The sequence below is a fragment of the Methylobacterium tarhaniae genome (assembly GCF_001043955.1).
Taxonomy (GTDB): Bacteria; Pseudomonadota; Alphaproteobacteria; order Rhizobiales; family Beijerinckiaceae; genus Methylobacterium; species Methylobacterium tarhaniae.
The window spans coordinates 1-16,121 of the sequence record NZ_LABZ01000191.1; the positions used below are offsets into that span (position 1 = coordinate 1).

The 16,121-nt window shown below is 69.7% G+C and carries 16 protein-coding genes; 4 read left to right on the plus strand and 12 right to left on the minus strand.

From position 1 onward, the window contains the following. Positions 1–172: 172 nt before the first annotated feature. Positions 173–514, minus strand: coding sequence for a winged helix-turn-helix transcriptional regulator (locus VQ03_RS24285; RefSeq protein WP_048453481.1), 342 nt, complete (start codon positions 512–514; stop codon positions 173–175). A 602-nt stretch (positions 515–1,116) separates the two neighbouring features. Between VQ03_RS24285 and VQ03_RS32200 the strand changes: the two genes are divergently transcribed. Beyond that, entirely contained in the window at positions 1,117–1,605 is a 489-nt protein-coding gene (locus tag VQ03_RS32200) for a lipocalin-like domain-containing protein (RefSeq protein ID WP_083468193.1), read from the plus strand. A gap of 226 nt (positions 1,606–1,831) precedes the next feature. Here VQ03_RS32200 and VQ03_RS24290 read toward each other — a convergent pair whose 3' ends face one another. Then, on the minus strand, positions 1,832–4,171 hold the full coding sequence (locus VQ03_RS24290) for an NADP-dependent malic enzyme (protein ID WP_048453482.1): 2,340 nt from the start codon (positions 4,169–4,171) through the stop codon (positions 1,832–1,834). Positions 4,172–4,255: 84 nt separating this feature from the next. On the opposite strand from VQ03_RS24290, the gene VQ03_RS34750 reads away from it, so the two are divergent. Next, positions 4,256–4,867, plus strand: a complete 612-nt coding sequence (locus VQ03_RS34750) for a CatB-related O-acetyltransferase (protein ID WP_048453508.1) — start codon at positions 4,256–4,258, stop codon at positions 4,865–4,867. A gap of 6 nt (positions 4,868–4,873) precedes the next feature. On the opposite strand, the gene VQ03_RS24300 is transcribed toward VQ03_RS34750, so the two are convergent. Continuing rightward, complete coding sequence (locus VQ03_RS24300) at positions 4,874–6,220, minus strand: NRAMP family divalent metal transporter (protein WP_083468194.1); 1,347 nt, start codon at positions 6,218–6,220, stop codon at positions 4,874–4,876. Positions 6,221–6,415: 195 nt separating this feature from the next. After that, the gene (locus VQ03_RS24305) at positions 6,416–6,883 is read right to left on the minus strand and encodes an Rrf2 family transcriptional regulator (protein ID WP_048453483.1); all 468 of its coding nucleotides are present in this window, start codon (positions 6,881–6,883) and stop codon (positions 6,416–6,418) included. Positions 6,884–6,976: 93 nt separating this feature from the next. On the opposite strand from VQ03_RS24305, the gene hmpA reads away from it, so the two are divergent. Continuing rightward, positions 6,977–8,218 carry an NO-inducible flavohemoprotein gene (hmpA, locus tag VQ03_RS24310; protein ID WP_048453484.1) on the plus strand — a complete coding sequence of 414 codons (1,242 nt, stop codon included), beginning with the start codon at positions 6,977–6,979 and terminating at the stop codon, positions 8,216–8,218. Positions 8,219–8,297: 79 nt separating this feature from the next. Here the strand turns inward: hmpA and VQ03_RS24315 are convergent, their stop codons facing one another. The 8 genes from VQ03_RS24315 to VQ03_RS24350 all read right to left on the minus strand — a co-directional run bounded on the left by VQ03_RS24315 (position 8,298) and on the right by VQ03_RS24350 (position 15,290). Beyond that, a complete protein-coding gene (locus VQ03_RS24315) occupies positions 8,298–8,762 on the minus strand; it encodes a hypothetical protein (RefSeq protein ID WP_157064241.1) in 465 nt (154 codons plus the stop codon). Between the two features lie 58 nt (positions 8,763–8,820). After that, positions 8,821–9,375 (minus strand): hypothetical protein, encoded by a 555-nt coding sequence (locus VQ03_RS24320; RefSeq protein WP_157064242.1) that lies wholly within the window; start codon positions 9,373–9,375, stop codon positions 8,821–8,823. A gap of 220 nt (positions 9,376–9,595) precedes the next feature. Continuing rightward, a complete protein-coding gene (locus tag VQ03_RS24325; protein WP_048453510.1) occupies positions 9,596–10,669 on the minus strand; it encodes an enolase C-terminal domain-like protein in 1,074 nt (357 codons plus the stop codon). Between the two features lie 71 nt (positions 10,670–10,740). Then, the gene (locus tag VQ03_RS24330; RefSeq protein WP_048453487.1) at positions 10,741–11,496 is read right to left on the minus strand and encodes an SDR family NAD(P)-dependent oxidoreductase; all 756 of its coding nucleotides are present in this window, start codon (positions 11,494–11,496) and stop codon (positions 10,741–10,743) included. After that, positions 11,493–12,284 carry an amino acid ABC transporter ATP-binding protein gene (locus VQ03_RS24335; RefSeq protein ID WP_048453488.1) on the minus strand — a complete coding sequence of 264 codons (792 nt, stop codon included), beginning with the start codon at positions 12,282–12,284 and terminating at the stop codon, positions 11,493–11,495. Before VQ03_RS24335 ends, VQ03_RS24330 begins: the two co-directional genes overlap by 4 nt. A 10-nt stretch (positions 12,285–12,294) precedes the next feature. Further along, positions 12,295–12,957, minus strand: coding sequence for an amino acid ABC transporter permease (locus VQ03_RS24340; protein ID WP_048453489.1), 663 nt, complete (start codon positions 12,955–12,957; stop codon positions 12,295–12,297). A gap of 27 nt (positions 12,958–12,984) precedes the next feature. Then, on the minus strand, positions 12,985–13,836 hold the full coding sequence (locus VQ03_RS24345; RefSeq protein WP_048453490.1) for a transporter substrate-binding domain-containing protein: 852 nt from the start codon (positions 13,834–13,836) through the stop codon (positions 12,985–12,987). A gap of 155 nt (positions 13,837–13,991) precedes the next feature. Further along, a complete protein-coding gene (locus VQ03_RS24350; RefSeq protein WP_048453491.1) occupies positions 13,992–15,290 on the minus strand; it encodes an NAD(P)/FAD-dependent oxidoreductase in 1,299 nt (432 codons plus the stop codon). Between the two features lie 111 nt (positions 15,291–15,401). Here VQ03_RS24350 and VQ03_RS24355 point away from each other — a divergent pair, with 111 nt between their 5' ends. After that, entirely contained in the window at positions 15,402–16,088 is a 687-nt protein-coding gene (locus VQ03_RS24355) for a nitroreductase (protein WP_048453492.1), read from the plus strand. Positions 16,089–16,121 lie beyond the last annotated feature (33 nt).

Sequence of the window (16,121 nt, forward strand, 5' to 3'; positions counted from 1 at the left end):
GGGGAAGGCGGCGCCGAAGCCGCGGGGGTAGGTGGGGAATTGAGGGAGGTTTCTTCCTGCGCCCCCATCAAGCCGTCCGGACCAGCTACCGCGCTGCCCGAATGCCGGTGCCGGATCCCGCATGTCTCGCGGCCCGGCCAAACAGGCTGAAACCATGACACTCCCCTGACGCTCAGGGGCTCGTCGGCTCCCGGCGGGCGTCGCGCTCCTTCAGCCAGAGGCCGAATGTGGGCATGACCTCGACGACCGGCACCAGACGCGCGCCATCGGCCGTCAGCTCGTACTCGACCGTCGCGGGCACGGTCGGGAAAACCGTCCGCTTGACGAAGCCGGCCTCCTCCATCGCTCGCAGATCGAGGGTCAACATCCGTTGCGAGATCGCGGGGATGTCGCGACGCAGTTCACTGAACCGCTTCGGACCATCGAGAAGGTAAGACACGATCAGCAGCCGCCAGCGGCCGCCGAGAAGCCGCATGGCCTCTTCCACGGAGCAACCGGTCGCACTGCTCTTCATCCGATCGTTCCGCTGGTATAAAATTTGTTCCTACGCCACATTATACTGCCTTCTTTAAAATTCAATTCCATCTTGTAGGTCTTGCAAGCGTCGAACCGAGCCGGTCTAGCGGAGCCTTTGCGTGAAGCTGTACATGTCTGCCGCGTGCTCGCTCTCACCCCACATCGTCCTGAACGAGTTGAGCCAGTGATCTGACGCAAACGTCGACAATTCTCTGCGTCGCCCGGGGGCTCGACGAAGTCGGGAACCCGGATCCATCGCGGCTGACGTTCCAGGAGAGAGGCCAGCGTTCCGCTCCGTTCGGCATCGTCCGCGGTTCTGGATCCAGGGCTCCGCTGCGCGGCCCCGGGCTGATCCTGTTGGGGTGGAATCGTCGGCGCCGAGAGCGGAGCCGGTGGCCGAGGACGCCCTGAGCATCGCCGAGTGCTGCCGCCTCCTGCGCGCAGTCCGCCTCGAAAAGTATTTTTCGGCGCCGTCGAGCAAGCTATCAGTCCAGGAGTCGCAACGGCTCATTACGGTAACTCACCGCAGGGCGCCGGTCTTGGTGTGGACATGTCTGAAATTCGGGCGCAGGCTCTCTTCCCTTGACCAGGGAGGGTCCAATGCGGCGCTGCTTTGTCACTTTACTGTGTCTTGTCGCCGTCCCAGCCCACGCACTCGATGCACGCGATCTGCATGGGACTTGGAAATTGGTGAGCAGCAGTACGAAAGAGATTGAGTCCGGTCAGGAGCGAGACACGCTCGGTTCCAGCCCGAACGGTTACATCACTTACGATGCCGACGGGCGGATGATGACCGTTGCGACGAGCCGGGATCGCCCGAATGTCGGTGATACCTCTAAGTTAACCGAAGAGGTTCGCGCGAAATTGCAGAGATCGATGTGGGCCTATGCCGGCACGTACACTGTGCAAGGCAATTCCGTCATGCACAAAATCGAGACGAGCTGGAACGAAATCTGGAACGGCATGACGATGGTTCGTGACGTTCAGAAGCGTGAGGATGGACGTCTGATATTCACGACCAAGCCCCAGAAGGGCAATCAAACCGGGAAAATGGAAGTATTGACGATTGTTTGGGAAAAATTGAAGTAAACAATTTTTGAAAACGTCAAAGAAATTTGAATGAATCATGTTTGGGTGGTGATAATTTTTACGAATCAATTTGGTTGAGAAGGCTGAGATCGACATCGTCCGCCGTCATCCCGGGGGCGCTGCCCAGTCCCGGGATGACCTTATGCGGTGGGAATGGTTGCGCTGCTTCCGACCTTTCGTGAGAGAGGCCCGGCGGATGCGGTCACCGGGCTTCTCCTTCGGTCCCTTACGCCGACACCAGCGGCGTCCCGGCCTCCGCGGTGCTATCCGCGTCGACCGCGACGGACTCACTGCCCTGCGCCTCGACCACCGCCGCGGCGGTAATGTTGACGATGCCCCGCGCCGTTACCGACGGCGTCAGGATGTGGGCGGGCTTGGCCGGCCCGAGGAGCAGCGGGCCCACCGGCAGCGCGTCGGCGAGCATCTTGGAGAACTGGAACGCGATGTTGGCCGCGTCCAGGTTCGGCATGATCAGCACGTTGGCCTCGCCCTTGAGGCGCGAGCCCGGCAGCACCTTGTCGCGGATCGCCTGCGACAGGGCGGTGTCGGCCGCCATCTCGCCGTCGACCTCGAGGTCGGGGGCGCGCTCGCGCAGGAGGGCGAGGGCCTGGCGCATCTTGCGGGCGGACGCCGTGTCGAACGAGCCGAAATCGGCGTGGCTGACCAGCGCGATCTTCGGCGACAGGCCGAAGCGGCGGGCGGTGTCGCCGCAGGCGATGGCGACCTCGGCGATCTCCTCGGCGCTCGGATCGGGCCGGACGTGGGTGTCGGCGATGAAGTAGGCGCCCTTCGAGGTGACGATGAGGCTGAGCGCCGCGAAGTCCCGGGCGGTCGGAGCGAGCCCGATGATGTCGCGGATCACCCGCAGCTTGCTCTCGAAGCGCCCTTCCAGGCCGCAGATCAGCGCGTCGGCCTCGCCGCGGCGGACGGCCAGCGCACCGATCACCGCGTTGTTGGTGCGCACCAGGGTGCGGGCGGCGTCGGGCGTGATGCCGCGGCGGCCGGCGAGGTCCATGTAGGTCTGGACGTAGGCGCGGTAGCGCGGATCGTCGTCCGGGTTGATCAGCTCGAACTCGCGGCCGGGCTGGATCGCGAGGCCGAAGCGCTTCAGGCGGGTCTCGATCACGCTCGGGCGGCCGATCAGGATGGGCTTGGCCAGCCCCTCCTCGACGATCGCCTGGACGGCGCGCAGCACCCGCTCGTCCTCGCCCTCGGCATAGACGACCCGGCGCGGGTCCTCCTTGGCCTTGGTGAAGACCGGCTTCATGATGAAGCCGGAGCGGTGCACGAACCGGTCGAGGGATTCGGCATAGGCCTGCACGTCCGGCAGCGGCCTCTTGGCGACGCCGGAATCCATGGCCGCCTGCGCGACGGCGGGCGCGATGCGCAGGATCAGGCGCGGGTCGAACGGGCTCGGGATCAGCGAGTGGGGGCCGAAGGGCCGCGCCTCGCCGCCATAGGCGCGGGCGACGACGTCGGACGGGGTCTCGCGGGCGAGCCCGGCGATCGCCTTGACGGCCGCCGCCTTCATCTCCTCGTTGATCGTGGTCGCCCCGACATCGAGCGCGCCGCGGAAAATGTAGGGGAAGCACAGGACGTTGTTGACCTGGTTCGGGAAGTCCGACCGCCCGGTGCAGATCATCGCGTCCGGCCGCTTCTCCTCGGCGAGGTTCGGCATGATCTCCGGATAGGGGTTGGCGAGCGCCATGATCAGCGGCTTCTCGGCCATCCGCTCCAGCATCTCGGGCTTGAGCACGCCGCCGGCCGAGAGGCCGAGAAAAACGTCGGCGCCCGGGATGATCTCGGCGAGCGTCCGGGCCTGGGTCTCCTGGGCGTAGACCGACTTCCAGCGGTCCATGAGCTTTTCACGGCCCTTGAAGACGACGCCCTCGAGGTCGGTGACGAAGATGTTCTCGCGCCGCGCCCCCAGCGAGACGAGCTGGTTGAGGCAGGCGAGCGCCGCCGCGCCCGCGCCCGAGGTGACGATCTTGACGTCGGCGATGGTCTTGCCGGCGAATTCGAGGCCGTTGAGGACGGCCGCCGCCACGATGATCGCGGTGCCGTGCTGGTCGTCGTGGAAGACCGGGATGTTCATCCGGGCCCGGCAGCGCTCCTCGACCTCGAAGCACTCGGGGGCCTTGATGTCCTCGAGGTTGATGCCGCCGAAGGTCGGCTCCAGGGCCGCCACCACGTCGACGAGCTTGTCGACGTTCTTCTCGTCGAGCTCGATGTCGAAGACGTCGATGCCGGCGAACTTCTTGAACAGGACCGCCTTGCCCTCCATCACGGGCTTGGAGGCGAGGGGTCCGATATCGCCGAGGCCCAGCACCGCGGTGCCGTTCGAGACCACGGCGACGAGGTTCTGGCGCGCCGTCAGGCTCGCGGCCTCCTCCGGATCGGCGACGATCGCCTCGCAGGCGGCGGCGACGCCGGGGGAATAGGCGAGCGCGAGGTCGCGCTGGTTGCCGAGCGGCTTCGTCGGCTGGATCTCCAGCTTCCCGGGCCGCGGATTGCGGTGATAGAACAGTGCGCCGCTCTTCAGATCGTCCGAAATGTTGCTGCTCACCGCGCTGTCTCCCCGGATCGCCCAAAAAGTCGGGCTTGCCATCCTGTCCGCGGCTCGCAAGCGAGCCCGCGGGTGAGGGGTTTCCTGCACCGCCTGCGGCAGGGGCGCAACCCTCACAACGAGACCCGCCTGCATCTCGCCAAGCTCGCCGCCCGCTACGGCTTCCGGATCGGGCCCTTCTCCTACGGCAGGCCGAAGATCCGCTTCCCCGAATCCGGCGCGCGGCTGTCGATCGGCCCCTATTGCTCGATCGCCGACAAGGTCGAGATCCTGTTGGGCGGCAACCACCGCACCGACTGGGTCTCGACCTACCCGTTCGCGGCGATGAAGGGTCTCTGGCCGGACCTCGACGCGCCGGACGACTACCACGCCTCGCGGGGCGACGTGGCGATCGGCGCCGATGTCTGGCTGGGTTCCGGCTGCCTGATCCTGTCGGGGGTCACGGTCGGCCCCGGCGCCGTGGTGGCGGCCCGGGCCGTCGTCACCCGGGACGTGCCGGCCTACGCCATCGTCGCCGGCAACCCGGCCCGGGTGATCCGCCACCGCTTCCCGCCGGAGATCGTGGCGGCCCTGGTCGAGGCCGCCTGGTGGGACCTGTCGCCGGAGCGGGTACGGGCCCTGGTGCCGCTGCTTCAAAGCGGCGACCCCGAGGCCCTGGTGCGCGCCCTGAGGGGAGGGGACGGGCTCAGCCCATGAGGGCTCCTATCCCAGCATCCAGCTGGCCGCGAGGCAGACGGTCGCCGCGAAGGTCACCGCCACGGTCGCCCAGCCGAGGACGTTGACGAGCCGGCCGTTGACCCGCTCGCCCATCATCCTCCGGTCGTTGGTCATGAGCATCATCAGGAGGAGGAGCGGGGGCACCGAGAAGCCCTGCACCACCCCGGACCAGACCAGCGCCCGCATCGGGTTGAAGCCGAGGAAGTTCAGCCCCACCGCCACCGCCGTCACCGCCGCGATGGTGCCGTAGAACAGCTTGGCTTCGGACGGGCGCGCGTGCAGGCTCCCCTCGCGGCCGAGGCCCTGGACGAGGTCGTAGGCCGCCCCCGTCGTCATCACCGGCACCGCCAGGAAGCCGACCCCGACCACGCCCAGCGCGAACAGCACCTTGGCGCCGGAGCCGGCGAGAGGTTCGAGGGCCGACGCGGCCTGGGCGGCGCTGTCGATCGCGGTCTCGCCGGCCGGGTGCAGGGTCGCGCCGGTCGACAGGATGATGAAGTAGAGGATCAGGTTCGAGAACAGCATGCCGGTGATCACCTCGCGCCGGGTGCGCTGCAACTCGGCGTCGGTGGCGCCCTTGCGCTCGCGTAAGCTGTGGCGGCCCTGGCCGATCTCCTCCTCGACCTCCTGGTTCGACTGCCAGGTGTAGATGTAGGCCGAGAGCGAGGTGCCGATGCAGGCGACGATCATCGCCAGAGCGTCGCTGTCGAGGGTCAGGCTCGGCACGATGGTGCGGTGCAGGACCTCCGCCGGATCGGGCCGGGCCATGATCGCGGCGGCGACGTAGGCAAAGAGCGCCAGCGCCAGCCAGCGGAAGAGCCGGCGCAGCAGCGCGTAGGAGCCGAGGATCTGGAAGGCCAGGATGACGGCCGCCGCGACCACGACGATCAGCGGCACCGGCAGCGGGACGAGCAGGTTGAGGGCAGCCCCGATGCCGCCGAGATTGGCCGCCGCCTCGATGACGTTGCCGAGGAAGGCGCCCAGCACCATCGGGTAGAGCACCCAGCGCGGGTAGCGGTCGCGCATGGCCGCGAACAGGCCCTTGCCGTAGACCTGGCCCAGCTTGGCCGAGACGTAGACCACCACGACCATCATCGGCAGCAGGACCGGGGCGATCCACAGGAAGCCGAGGCCGAACTTCGCGCCGGCGCTGGCATAGGTACCGATCGCCGAAGGATCGTCGTCCGCCGCCCCGGTGATCACCCCGCCGCCGACGAGGCGCAGCAGGCCGGGCGGCCTTGGCCGTGGCGCAGCCGCGGGAGCGGGCGGGTCGAGGGCCGGCGGAGCCGCGCCGCCGGCGGTCGGATGGGTGAGAGAATCGGGTTCCTGCATGCCCCCTCGGAGTATCAAAGACCGCCGAGGGCCTAACCGCCCGGGTCTCCCCGGGTTCGCCGGCACGGGACATCCGTCGCAACGCTCCGGCGGCGAAGCGTGCCTGCCGGGCGTGGGCAATAACGCTCCTCCGGCGGACCGTCCTGCTCAGGGCGGCCGGGACCGGTGAGGGGGTGACCGGACGCGACGGCGCCCTTACGGCGCCGGGCCGCCACCGGCCCGCTCGCCTCCCGACAGGTCGAGCAGCCGCACCAGGTCAGACGCCGCCCCGCCCGCCAGGAGGTCGGCGAGGGTGTAGCGGTCGAGCACCGCCAGAAAGGCGGCCAGCGCCTCGCCGAGGGCGTGGCGCAGGCGGCAGGCCGGGGTGATGGCGCAGGCCCCGCTGCCGAAGCACTCGACCAGGGCCAGGTCCTCCTCGGTCTGCCGCACCACCGCGCCGACCACGATCTCGCCCGGCGGACGAGCCAGGCGCAGCCCGCCGCCGCGGCCGCGGATGGTGCGCACCAGGCCGAGGCGGCCGAGCTGGTGCACCACCTTGGTCAGGTGGTTCTCGGAGATGCCGTAGGCCCGGGCGATCTCGGCGATCGAGCCCTGCCGCGGCTCGTTGGCGCCGAGATACAGCAGCGTGCGCAGGGCGTAGTCGGTGTAGCGCGTCAGGCGCATGGGAGCCTCGCCCGCCTCATAACATGTAATTCCTATACACCTTCAAAGGCCCGGTTTATAAGATGCATATCGAATACATCTTTGAGCAGCGCCATGCCGTCTCCGCTGAGCCCCGCCACCATCGCCCTCGTCAAGGCCACCGTGCCCGCCCTGGAGGTCCACGGCCTCGCCATCACCCGCCGGATGTACGAGCGCCTGTTCCAGGACCCGGCGATCCGCGACCTGTTCAACCAGTCGCATCACGGCGAGACCGGCTCCCAGCCGAAGGCCCTGGCCAATGCGGTGCTGGCCTATGCCCGCAACATCGACAATCTCGGGGCGCTGACCGGTGCCGTCGAGCGCATCGCCCAGAAGCATGCCACCCTGGCGATCCTGCCGGCGCATTACCACTCCGTCGCCGAGGCGCTGCTCGGGGCGATCCGGGACGTGCTCGGGGCGGCCGCCACGCCCGAGATCTGCGCCGCCTGGGGCGAGGCCTACTGGTTCCTCGCCGACATCCTGATTGATCGCGAGGCTGCGATCTACCGCGATCACGAGACGCAGCCCGGCGGCTGGACGGGCTGGCGCGACTTCCGGATCGAGAGCGTGACGCGGGAGAGCGAGACGATCCGCTCCTTCGTGCTGGTGCCGGTGGATGGGGGACGGGTGCTGCGGCACCAGCCCGGCCAATATCTCGGCATCCGGTTCGACCTGCCGGGCCGGGGGGTGCTCAAGCGCAACTACTCGGTCTCCTGCGCGCCGGACGACCGGGCCTATCGCATCACCGTGAAGCGCGAGGGCGCCCCCGGCCTGCCCCCCGGCCTCGTCTCGTCCTGGCTGCACGACGAGGCCGCGCCCGGCACGGTCCTCCAGGCGGCGGCGCCCGCCGGCGACTTCGTGCTCGACCGCGCCTCGTCCGCGCCGGTGGTGCTGGTGAGCGGCGGCGTCGGCCTCACCCCGATGATGAGCATGCTGGAAACGATCCGCGCCGAGTCGCCGGAGCGGCCGACCTGGTACGTCCACGGGGCGCTGAACGGCCGGGTCCATGCCATGGCCGAGCATGCGCGGCGCCTCGCCGCCGGCAGCGACGCGATCCGCCTCCACACGGTCTACGAGGCGCCGCTGGCCGGGGACCGGCCCGGGGCGGATTACGATGCGGCCGGCCGCATCACCCCGGACTGGCTCGCCGCCCACACCCCGGCGGCGGAGGCGACCTATTACCTGTGCGGGCCCAAGCCCTTCCTCGCTAGCCTCGTCCACGGCCTCGCCCGCCTCGGCGTGCCGGCGGAGCGGATCCGCTACGAGTTCTTCGGGCCGGCGGATGAACTGGAGGAAGCGCCGCGTCAGGCGGCGTAGGGTAAGACAAGCTTAGATTGCGACGACGTCGCCCTCGCGGGCTTCCGCGCGGGGCGACGCATGGCGCGATGGACGCCGCCTAGCGGCGGCAGAGGCTGTTCAGCGCGGTCTGCAAGGCTTTCCGCGCCTGGCCGTTGGCGTTGAAGATCCCGAGGGCGACCTTCGAGATCTCTCCCGAGCTGTTCACCTTGACGTCAACGACGCTGCAATCGGACCCCCTCACTTCGGCCGTCGCCTTCACGCGATCGGAGGTCGAGAACGGGATGAGCGCCTTGTCGCCCGTCCGGCAGCTGAAGCTCGCATGGATCTCGACCGTCGAGGTCGGGCCCGAGGACGTGTAGCACACGCTCTCCAGCTTGTGGTTGGCCTTGTCGACGCCGGCCTTGCCGAGGTAGGAGCACCCGGCCGTCTCGATCGGAGCGCGGATCTGGTCCGCGATCCGGCCGCTGATGAACTCGTCGCATCCCGCCGCCTGGGCCGTGCCGGCGCCGAGAAGGAGCGCGACGGCGAGGTGGATCGCCGCCACGCGGGCTGGTCCCGTCATCAGTCCTCCCGTGATTGTCAGGTCGCTTGGTCGAAGTCGCTTGGTCGAAGTCGCAGGCTCAGAGGAAGCGTCTGATCCTGATCCCGGCCGCCCCGACGAGGAACGGCAGGATGACGTGCGCCCAGGTCTGGTAGGGCGGATAGAAATGCGGCATCGATTCCTGCTGCTCGGGCTTCAGACCGAAGCAATAGTGAGGCTTCCATCCGGCCGCGGACGCGAGATCGAAGTCCGTGAACAGCCGGAAGTGGTCGAACTGCTCACAGGGAATGCCGGGCTGCGTCGTCTCGAAGACGAGCTGCCGGAGGAGGAAAATCTCGGCAATCGCCGGCAGCAGGGCGAGCAGGACGATGACCGCTTGCGCGATCCGCGACCGCTCCACGGATGTTCCGACGAATGCTTCCGCGTAGTAAAGCAGCCAGATCATGCCCACGAGAATGACCCATGGGCCGATGATCACGATCCAGCCGACGTTGACGTTGGTCAGCTTGAGGCCGCCCAGGGAAATTTCATCGAAGATCGATGGCGCACGACTGATGATGCAGAACAGGATGCACAGCGCAACGATCATTCCGTACTGCTTCAGGAGCGTCTGGCGATTCCCGTCGTTTTCCATCGGGTGAATACCTGGCTTTGGTTGCGGCGGTGGAGACGACATCGATCGGGAACGGCAAAAATAGGCCCGAATATTGAGGCCTGTAGACTCTCCGTGCGCGTGCTTCCGATTGTTAAAACATGGTTAACCGGCCGGTCTCCGTCAAGAGACCGGCTGAAAAACTGCTGATTTTTCGAGAGAGGCCGGCCGCGACTGCGCCGGCAAACGTCAATACTGGTGATCAGTGTGTGTCGGCCAGAACCCGCGCATTGTCCCGGATCGCCGCCTCGCTCACCGTGATCCCGAGCCCCGGCCCTTGCGGGACCACCACCGCGCCGGCCTCCACCGGCACCCGCGCTTCCAGCACGTCCTCGGTCAGCACGTGGTGGGGCATGTAGAACTCGCAGCCGAGCGAGATGCCGGGAGTCGCGGCGATGAGCTGGGTACCGGCGGCGAGCGCGATGCCGCCCTCCCATAGCGTGCCGCCATAGCCCGGGAGCCCGGCGGTCTCGGCGATCGCCATCAGCGCTTGCGCCTTCAGCATCCCGCCGCACTTCATCAGCTTCACCGAGACCGCGTCGGCGGCCCCGCGCCGCACCACCTCCAGGGCGTCGGCGGCGTCGAAGCAGCTCTCGTCGGCGAGGATCGGCGTGTCGAGGGCGGCGGTGAGCGCCGCCATCGCGTCGAGGTGGCGGCGGGCCACCGGCTGCTCGATGAAGGTCGGCCGGAATACCTCGACGTCGCGGAGCACCCGCAGGGCCCCGAACGGCGCCAGCGCCTGGTTGTAATCGACCCTGAGATCGATGCCCTCGCCGAAGGCAGCCCGCATCGCCTCCAGATGGGCGAGGTCCTCGGCGTGGGACTTCACCCCGGTCTTCACCTTGAACAGGCGATGGCCCTCGGCCGTCATGGCGTGCATGCGGGCGAGGTCGGCGTCGAAGTCGGGATCGGCGATCGAGAAGGAGAGCGGGATCGTGTCGCGCACCCGCCCGCCCAGCAGCTCGGCCACCGGCAGGCCGGCGGCGCGGCCGAGGATGTCGAACAGGGCCATCTCGACCGCCGCCTTGGCGTCGGTGTGGCCGGTGAGCGCCCGGTCGAGGTCGGCGGCGAGCGCCCGCACGCCGCGCGCCGAGCGGCCGAGGATCAGCGGGCGCAGGTAGGTGTCGAGCGCCGAGAAGGCGCCCTCGGCGGTGCCGGTGAACACCTCCCAGGGGGCGGCCTCGCCCCAGCCGACCACGCCCTCGCGGGTGGTCAGGCGCAGGAGCACCCGCTTGACCGTGCCCTTGACGTCGCCGACGCCCTGGCGGCGGGCCATCTTGATCGGGCTCTCGATCAGGACGACGCGCAGGTGGTCGATGAGGAGCGGGTCGGTGAGGGGAGCGTGGCTCACGTGAGTCCTCCGTCGGCGTGGATGACCTGGCCGGTGACGTAGGAGGCGGCCGGCGAGGCGAGGAAGGCGATGATGCCGGCGATCTCCGCCGGATCGGCCCGGCGGCCGAGGGGAATGGCGGATTCGAGCGCCGCGATCGCGTCGGCCGAGAGGGCGCCGGCGCGGCCCGGATCCTTCCGGGTCAGGCCCGGCGCCACGGCGTTGACGGTGACGCCGTCCGGGGCGAGCTCGCGGGCGAGGCTGCGCACCAGGGCCTCCAGGGCGGCGCGGCCGGCGGACGAGGCGGAGAACAGGCCGAGATCGGCCCGGTAGAGATGGGCGACGTAGGACGAGACCGCGACGATCCGCGGCGCGTGGCCGGCCCGCAGCAGCGGCGCGGCGGCCTGCGTCAGGCGCAGGAACGAGTCGGCCGAGAGGGCGAGGGCAGCGGCGAGGTCCCCTGGATCGAGCGCGAGGGCGCCGCCCCTTCGTGCCTTGCCGGCGGCGGCCACCACCGCGTCGAGGCGCCCGAAGGTCTCCGACGCCAGCGCCACGCCGCGCGGGCCGGTCCCGGGATCGGCGAGATCGCCGAGCCAGGTCGCGACCGTGGCCCCGCGCGCCCGGACCGCCTCCGCCACCTCCGCGAGACCGGCCGCGTTGCGGCCGCTATGGAGCACCAGGCCGTGGCCGGGGGCGGCGAGCGCCAGGGCGGTGGCGCGGCCGATGCCGCTGCCCGCCCCCGTCACCAGGGTGACGCGATCGACGGTGCTCATGCCGCGGGCGCCTCGCCGCGGCGATGGAAATGGGCCAGGAAGGCCTGCGTGTCGGGATGCTGCGGGGCGTCGATCAGGGTGCGGGCCGGGCCCTCCTCGACCACCACCCCGTCACGCAGGAAGACCACCCGGTCGGCGACCTCGCGGGCGAAGGCGATCTCGTGGGTGACGATCACCATGGTCATGCCGTCGGCGGCGAGCGCCCGCATCACGCTTAACACCTCGCCGACCAGCTCCGGATCGAGCGCGGAGGTCGCCTCGTCGAACAGCATCACCTCGGGTTCCATGGCCAGCGCCCGGGCGATGGCGACGCGCTGCTTCTGCCCGCCCGACAGGCGGCTCGGATACTGCTCCGCCTTGTCGGCGAGGCCGACCTTGGCGAGCAGCGCCCGCGCCCGCGCCTCGGCCTCAGCCTTGGGCAGGCGCTGCACGGTGACCGGCCCTTCCATGACGTTCTGGAGGGCGGTGAGGTGGGGAAACAGGTTGAAGTGCTGGAACACCATGCCGGTGCCGGCGCGAAACCGCGCCAGGGCCTTCGTGCCCGGCAGCTTGGTGCCCGCGCCGAACCGGAACGCGTCGTCCCCGACCCGGACCTCGCCGGCATCCGGCACCACCAGCAGGTTGATACAGCGCAGGAGCGTCGACTTGCCGGAGCCCGACGGCCCGATCAGCGCCACCACGCCCCCCGCCGGCACGGCGAGCGACACGTCCTTGAGCACCGCCTGGGTGCCGAAGCTCTTGGCGAGGTGGGCGATCTCGATCTTCGCCCGACCCGAAACATCCGTCATGGCTGGCGCCTCAATCGCTGGTGGCGAGGCGCTGCTCGCCCCGGCGCACGATCCAGGTGAGCGGGTAGAGCGCCGCGAAGTACAGGACGGCCACGAGCGTATAGATCTCGAGCGGCCGGTAGCTGTCATGGGCCGCGACCTGGCCCTGGTAGAGCAGGTCCGGCACCGCCAGCACCGAGACGAGCGAGGTGTTCTTGAACTGGATGATCGACTGGTTCATCAGCGGCGGCACCATGCGCTTGAGCGCCTGGGGCAGGATGATCCGGCGCAGGCTCTGGGCCGGGGTCATGCCGAGGGCCGCCGCCGCCTCGCCCTGGCCGCGGTCGATCGACACGATGCCGCCGCGGATGATCTCCGCGTAGAACGAGCCGCCATAGAGCGACAGCGCCAGCACCGAGGCCCCCACCGCCGAGATCTCGATCCCGGCGAGGATCGGCAGGGCGTAGTAGAACCACACCAGCTGCACCAGGAGCGGGGTGCAGCGGAAGACCTCGATATAGGCGTTGCTGAGCCAGCGCAGGGGCGCGACATGCGAGAGCTTCGCCAGGCCGGCCGCGAGGCCGACCAGGAGTCCGATCACCACGATCGCGACCGTGAAGGCCGCCGTGACGCCGAGCCCCTGGACGAACAGCCAGCGATAGGTCCAGAGCGAGCCAAAATCCCACTGATACATCTCAGGCCACCCCGCGCCCCTGCCGGCTCACAGCGAGACGCCGGCCGGCATGTCGGCCTCGGTCACGCCCACGAGCTCCATGTTCGACACGATGGTCTGGCGGATGAAGCCGAGACCCTTGTTGTAGTCGATCCAGGTGTTGACGAAGTCGCGCAGCGTCTTGTCGCGCTCGCGCCGGAAGCCGGCATTCGAGGTGGTGGCGAAGACCGGGTTCGGCACCACCAGTTGCCCGAGGCCTGAGTTCTTCTTCAGCACGGTCATCGCCAGCATCAGGATCAGGCATTGCGCGTCGACCCGGCCGGTCGAGAGCGCCAGCGTCGCCTCGTCGGCGGACTTGAAGCGCACGACCTGCGCCTTCGGGCAGAGCCGCGTCACGACGGCGTCGTGCGAGGAGCCGACATCGACCGCGAGCTTGACGTCGGGGCTGTTCAGCTCCGCCCAGCTCTTGGGAGAGAAGCCCTTCTTGGCGATCACCGTGAAGGCGTTGCTGAAGACCGGCACGGAGAAATCGACCACCAGCGCCCGCTTCGGGGTCGGGTTGAGGCCGAAGAACAGGTCGATCTTGTTGGCCTGGAGGTCGAGCACCGCGTTGCCCCAGGTGGTCTCGGACAGTTCCAGCTCCGCCTCGAGCTCGGTGGCGAGCGCCTTCGCCATGTCGACGTAGAAGCCGCGCCACTGCCCGGAGGCAATGTCCTTCTGGTAGTAGGGCGCGCCGCCGGCCACCGCCGCGGTGCGCAGCTTCCTGGTGCGCCGGATCCGGTCGAAGGCGCTCTCCGACGCGTCCTGCGCCAGGGCCGGGCTGGAGAGCGCGGAGGCGGCAGCCCCCGCCACGACGGTGCCGGCCCCGACGAGGCCTGCCAGCGATCTGCGCGACAGCATCACGAAAACTCCCTCTGCACGAGCGTTCCTCTCGGCCGCGCTTAGCACGTGGCGGGCCAGAGGCCACAGCGGCGAAGCAGCGATGTCCACGTATCGGCACGGTTTCGCGCCGGCGCGCCATGCCTCTCCGTCAGGATCAGGCGCAGGGGACGCGGCTACGGCCCCCGGCCCGGAAACCGCGCCTCCGCCCAATGCACCGCCTGGGCGCCCACCTCGTAGGCGAGTTCCCGCGCCGCCCGGAAGCCGATCGGCACCGGCGCCGAGACTGGCAACGGCAGGTCGGCTTCCGTGATCCGGCCCGCGACGAGGTCGGCGAGCACGCGCCCGAAGGCGGTGCCCGGGGCGATGCCGCGGCCATTATAGCCGCTGAACCCGACGACTTGGCGGGCGAGGCGGTGGAAGCGCGGCAGGGCATCCGCCGTCATGCCGATCCGGCCGTACCACTCGGCCTCGAACGGCACGTCGCCGGCCTGCGGAAAGAGCCGCCTCAGCGTGCGCCGCGCCCAGGCCCGGTGCACGGCCGCCCCCGGCCCGCGCAAGGCCCCGACGCTGCCGAGGACGAGGCGCCCGGCGGCGTCGAGGCGGAACGAGGTCAGGACCGGCTTGGTGTCCCAGGCGCCCTGGCGCCCGGGCAGGATCGAGCCGCGCAGGTTGCCGGAGAGCGGCGCGGTGGCGATGTTGAAGTAGGGCAGGTGCGCGATCTCGGCCCGGATCTCCGGCCAGGGCGCCCGCGTATAGGCATTGGTGGCGACGACGATCCACTCGGCCGTCAGCGTGCCGCCGGGGGTGGTCAGGCACCAGCGCGATCCCGCCTCCGTGACGCCGAGGACCGGGCTGCCGGTATGGAGCGCCGCCCCCGCCGCCAGCGCCGCGGCGCCGAGGCCCCGCGCATAGGCCAGGGGCTGGATCGTGCCGGCGCGCTCGTCGAGGAGCGCGCCCGCGTAAGCCCGCGTGCCGGTGGCCTGCGCGGCCTCGGCGGCATCGAGGAGGCGCACCGGCGCGCCGCGGGCCTGCCACTGCCGGGCCCGGTCCTCGAGGTCGGCGAGCCCCTTGGCGCCGACCGCGCAATGCAGCGTGCCGGTGTTCTGTGCCTCGCAGGGGATGCGGTGCTCGGCGATCAGGTCGAAGACGCGGCGGGGCGCAGCGCCGAGCAGCGCCAGCAGCCGCTCGCCCCGCTCCGGGCCGAGGGCCGCCGGCACCAGGTCGGGCTTCACCCACAGGCCGGCATTGACGAGGCCGACATTGCGCCCGGACCCGCCGAACCCGATCGCCTCGCCCTCCAGCACCGTGACCCGGGCACCGGCCTGCGCGAGGTGCAGGGCCGCCGAGAGGCCGGTATAGCCGGCGCCCACGATCGCCACGTCGGCCGTCGCGTCGCCGCGCAAAGCTTGCGTGTCGGGAGCGGGCGGGGCGGTCCTCTCCCAGAGGCCGTGCGAGCGGGGATCGTTGTTCACGGGGGGCCGGGTTCCTCGAGCGGTCCGGCACCATGCCCGATCGGCCGTGCCGGCGCCACGGCTGGAAGCCGCGCTCCAGGCGCGTAGAGTGTGCCCGGGAGGGAGGCCCGCATGACAGAGCGCAACGCCGTCGACGAGGCGATCATCAGCCGGCGCAGCGTCCGGGGCTTCCTGCCCGAGCCGGTGCCGGACGCGACGATCCGCGACCTGATCACCCTCGCGGGCCGGGCCCCGAGCGGCAGCAACATCCAGCCCTGGAAGGTCCACGTCGTCACCGGGGCTGCTCTGGCGCGCCTCACCGGGGCCCTCTCGGCCGCGCATGAGAGCGGCGCGCCGGAGGCGCGGGACTACGAGTACTACCCGGTCGACTGGCGCAACCCCTATCTCGCCCGCCGCCGGGCGCTCGGCTGGCAGCTCTACGGGCTCGCCGGGATCGGGAAGGGCGACCGGGAGGGCGCGAGGCGCCAGATGGGCCGCAACTTCGTGTTCTTCGGCGCCCCGGTCGGCCTCGTCTTCACCATCGACCGCGACATGGAGCAGGGCAGCTGGCTCGATTACGGCATGTTCCTGCAGACGCTGATGCTCGCCGCCCGCGGCCGCGGCCTCGATACCTGCCCGCAGGCGGCGATCGCGAGCTATCCGGGCGTGGTGCAGGAGCAGCTCGGCATTCCCGAGAGCGAGATCGTGGTCTGCGGCATGGCGCTCGGCATCGCCGATCCGGACGAGCCGGTGAACGGCCTACGCGCGGAGCGAGAGCCGATCGAGACTTACACGGTGTTTCACGGCGACCGGGAGTAGCACCGCGAGGTTCAACGAAAGTCGAAGTCGATA

Excerpts from the sequence above, each read along its gene's own strand:
- VQ03_RS24285 (WP_048453481.1), bottom strand. The coding sequence starts at position 514 with ATGAAGAGCAGTGCGACCGGTTGCTCCGTGGAAGAGGCCATGCGGCTT.
- VQ03_RS32200 (WP_083468193.1), top strand. The coding sequence starts at position 1,117 with ATGCGGCGCTGCTTTGTCACTTTACTGTGTCTTGTCGCCGTCCCAGCC.
- VQ03_RS24300 (WP_083468194.1), bottom strand. The coding sequence starts at position 6,220 with ATGCAGGAACCCGATTCTCTCACCCATCCGACCGCCGGCGGCGCGGCT.
- VQ03_RS24305 (WP_048453483.1), bottom strand. The coding sequence starts at position 6,883 with ATGCGCCTGACGCGCTACACCGACTACGCCCTGCGCACGCTGCTGTAT.
- hmpA (WP_048453484.1), top strand. The coding sequence starts at position 6,977 with ATGCCGTCTCCGCTGAGCCCCGCCACCATCGCCCTCGTCAAGGCCACC.
- VQ03_RS24315 (WP_157064241.1), bottom strand. The coding sequence starts at position 8,762 with ATGACGGGACCAGCCCGCGTGGCGGCGATCCACCTCGCCGTCGCGCTC.
- VQ03_RS24320 (WP_157064242.1), bottom strand. The coding sequence starts at position 9,375 with ATGGAAAACGACGGGAATCGCCAGACGCTCCTGAAGCAGTACGGAATG.
- VQ03_RS24325 (WP_048453510.1), bottom strand. The coding sequence starts at position 10,669 with ATGGCCCGCCGCCAGGGCGTCGGCGACGTCAAGGGCACGGTCAAGCGG.
- VQ03_RS24330 (WP_048453487.1), bottom strand. The coding sequence starts at position 11,496 with ATGAGCACCGTCGATCGCGTCACCCTGGTGACGGGGGCGGGCAGCGGC.
- VQ03_RS24335 (WP_048453488.1), bottom strand. The coding sequence starts at position 12,284 with ATGACGGATGTTTCGGGTCGGGCGAAGATCGAGATCGCCCACCTCGCC.
- VQ03_RS24340 (WP_048453489.1), bottom strand. The coding sequence starts at position 12,957 with ATGTATCAGTGGGATTTTGGCTCGCTCTGGACCTATCGCTGGCTGTTC.
- VQ03_RS24345 (WP_048453490.1), bottom strand. The coding sequence starts at position 13,836 with ATGCTGTCGCGCAGATCGCTGGCAGGCCTCGTCGGGGCCGGCACCGTC.
- VQ03_RS24355 (WP_048453492.1), top strand. The coding sequence starts at position 15,402 with ATGACAGAGCGCAACGCCGTCGACGAGGCGATCATCAGCCGGCGCAGC.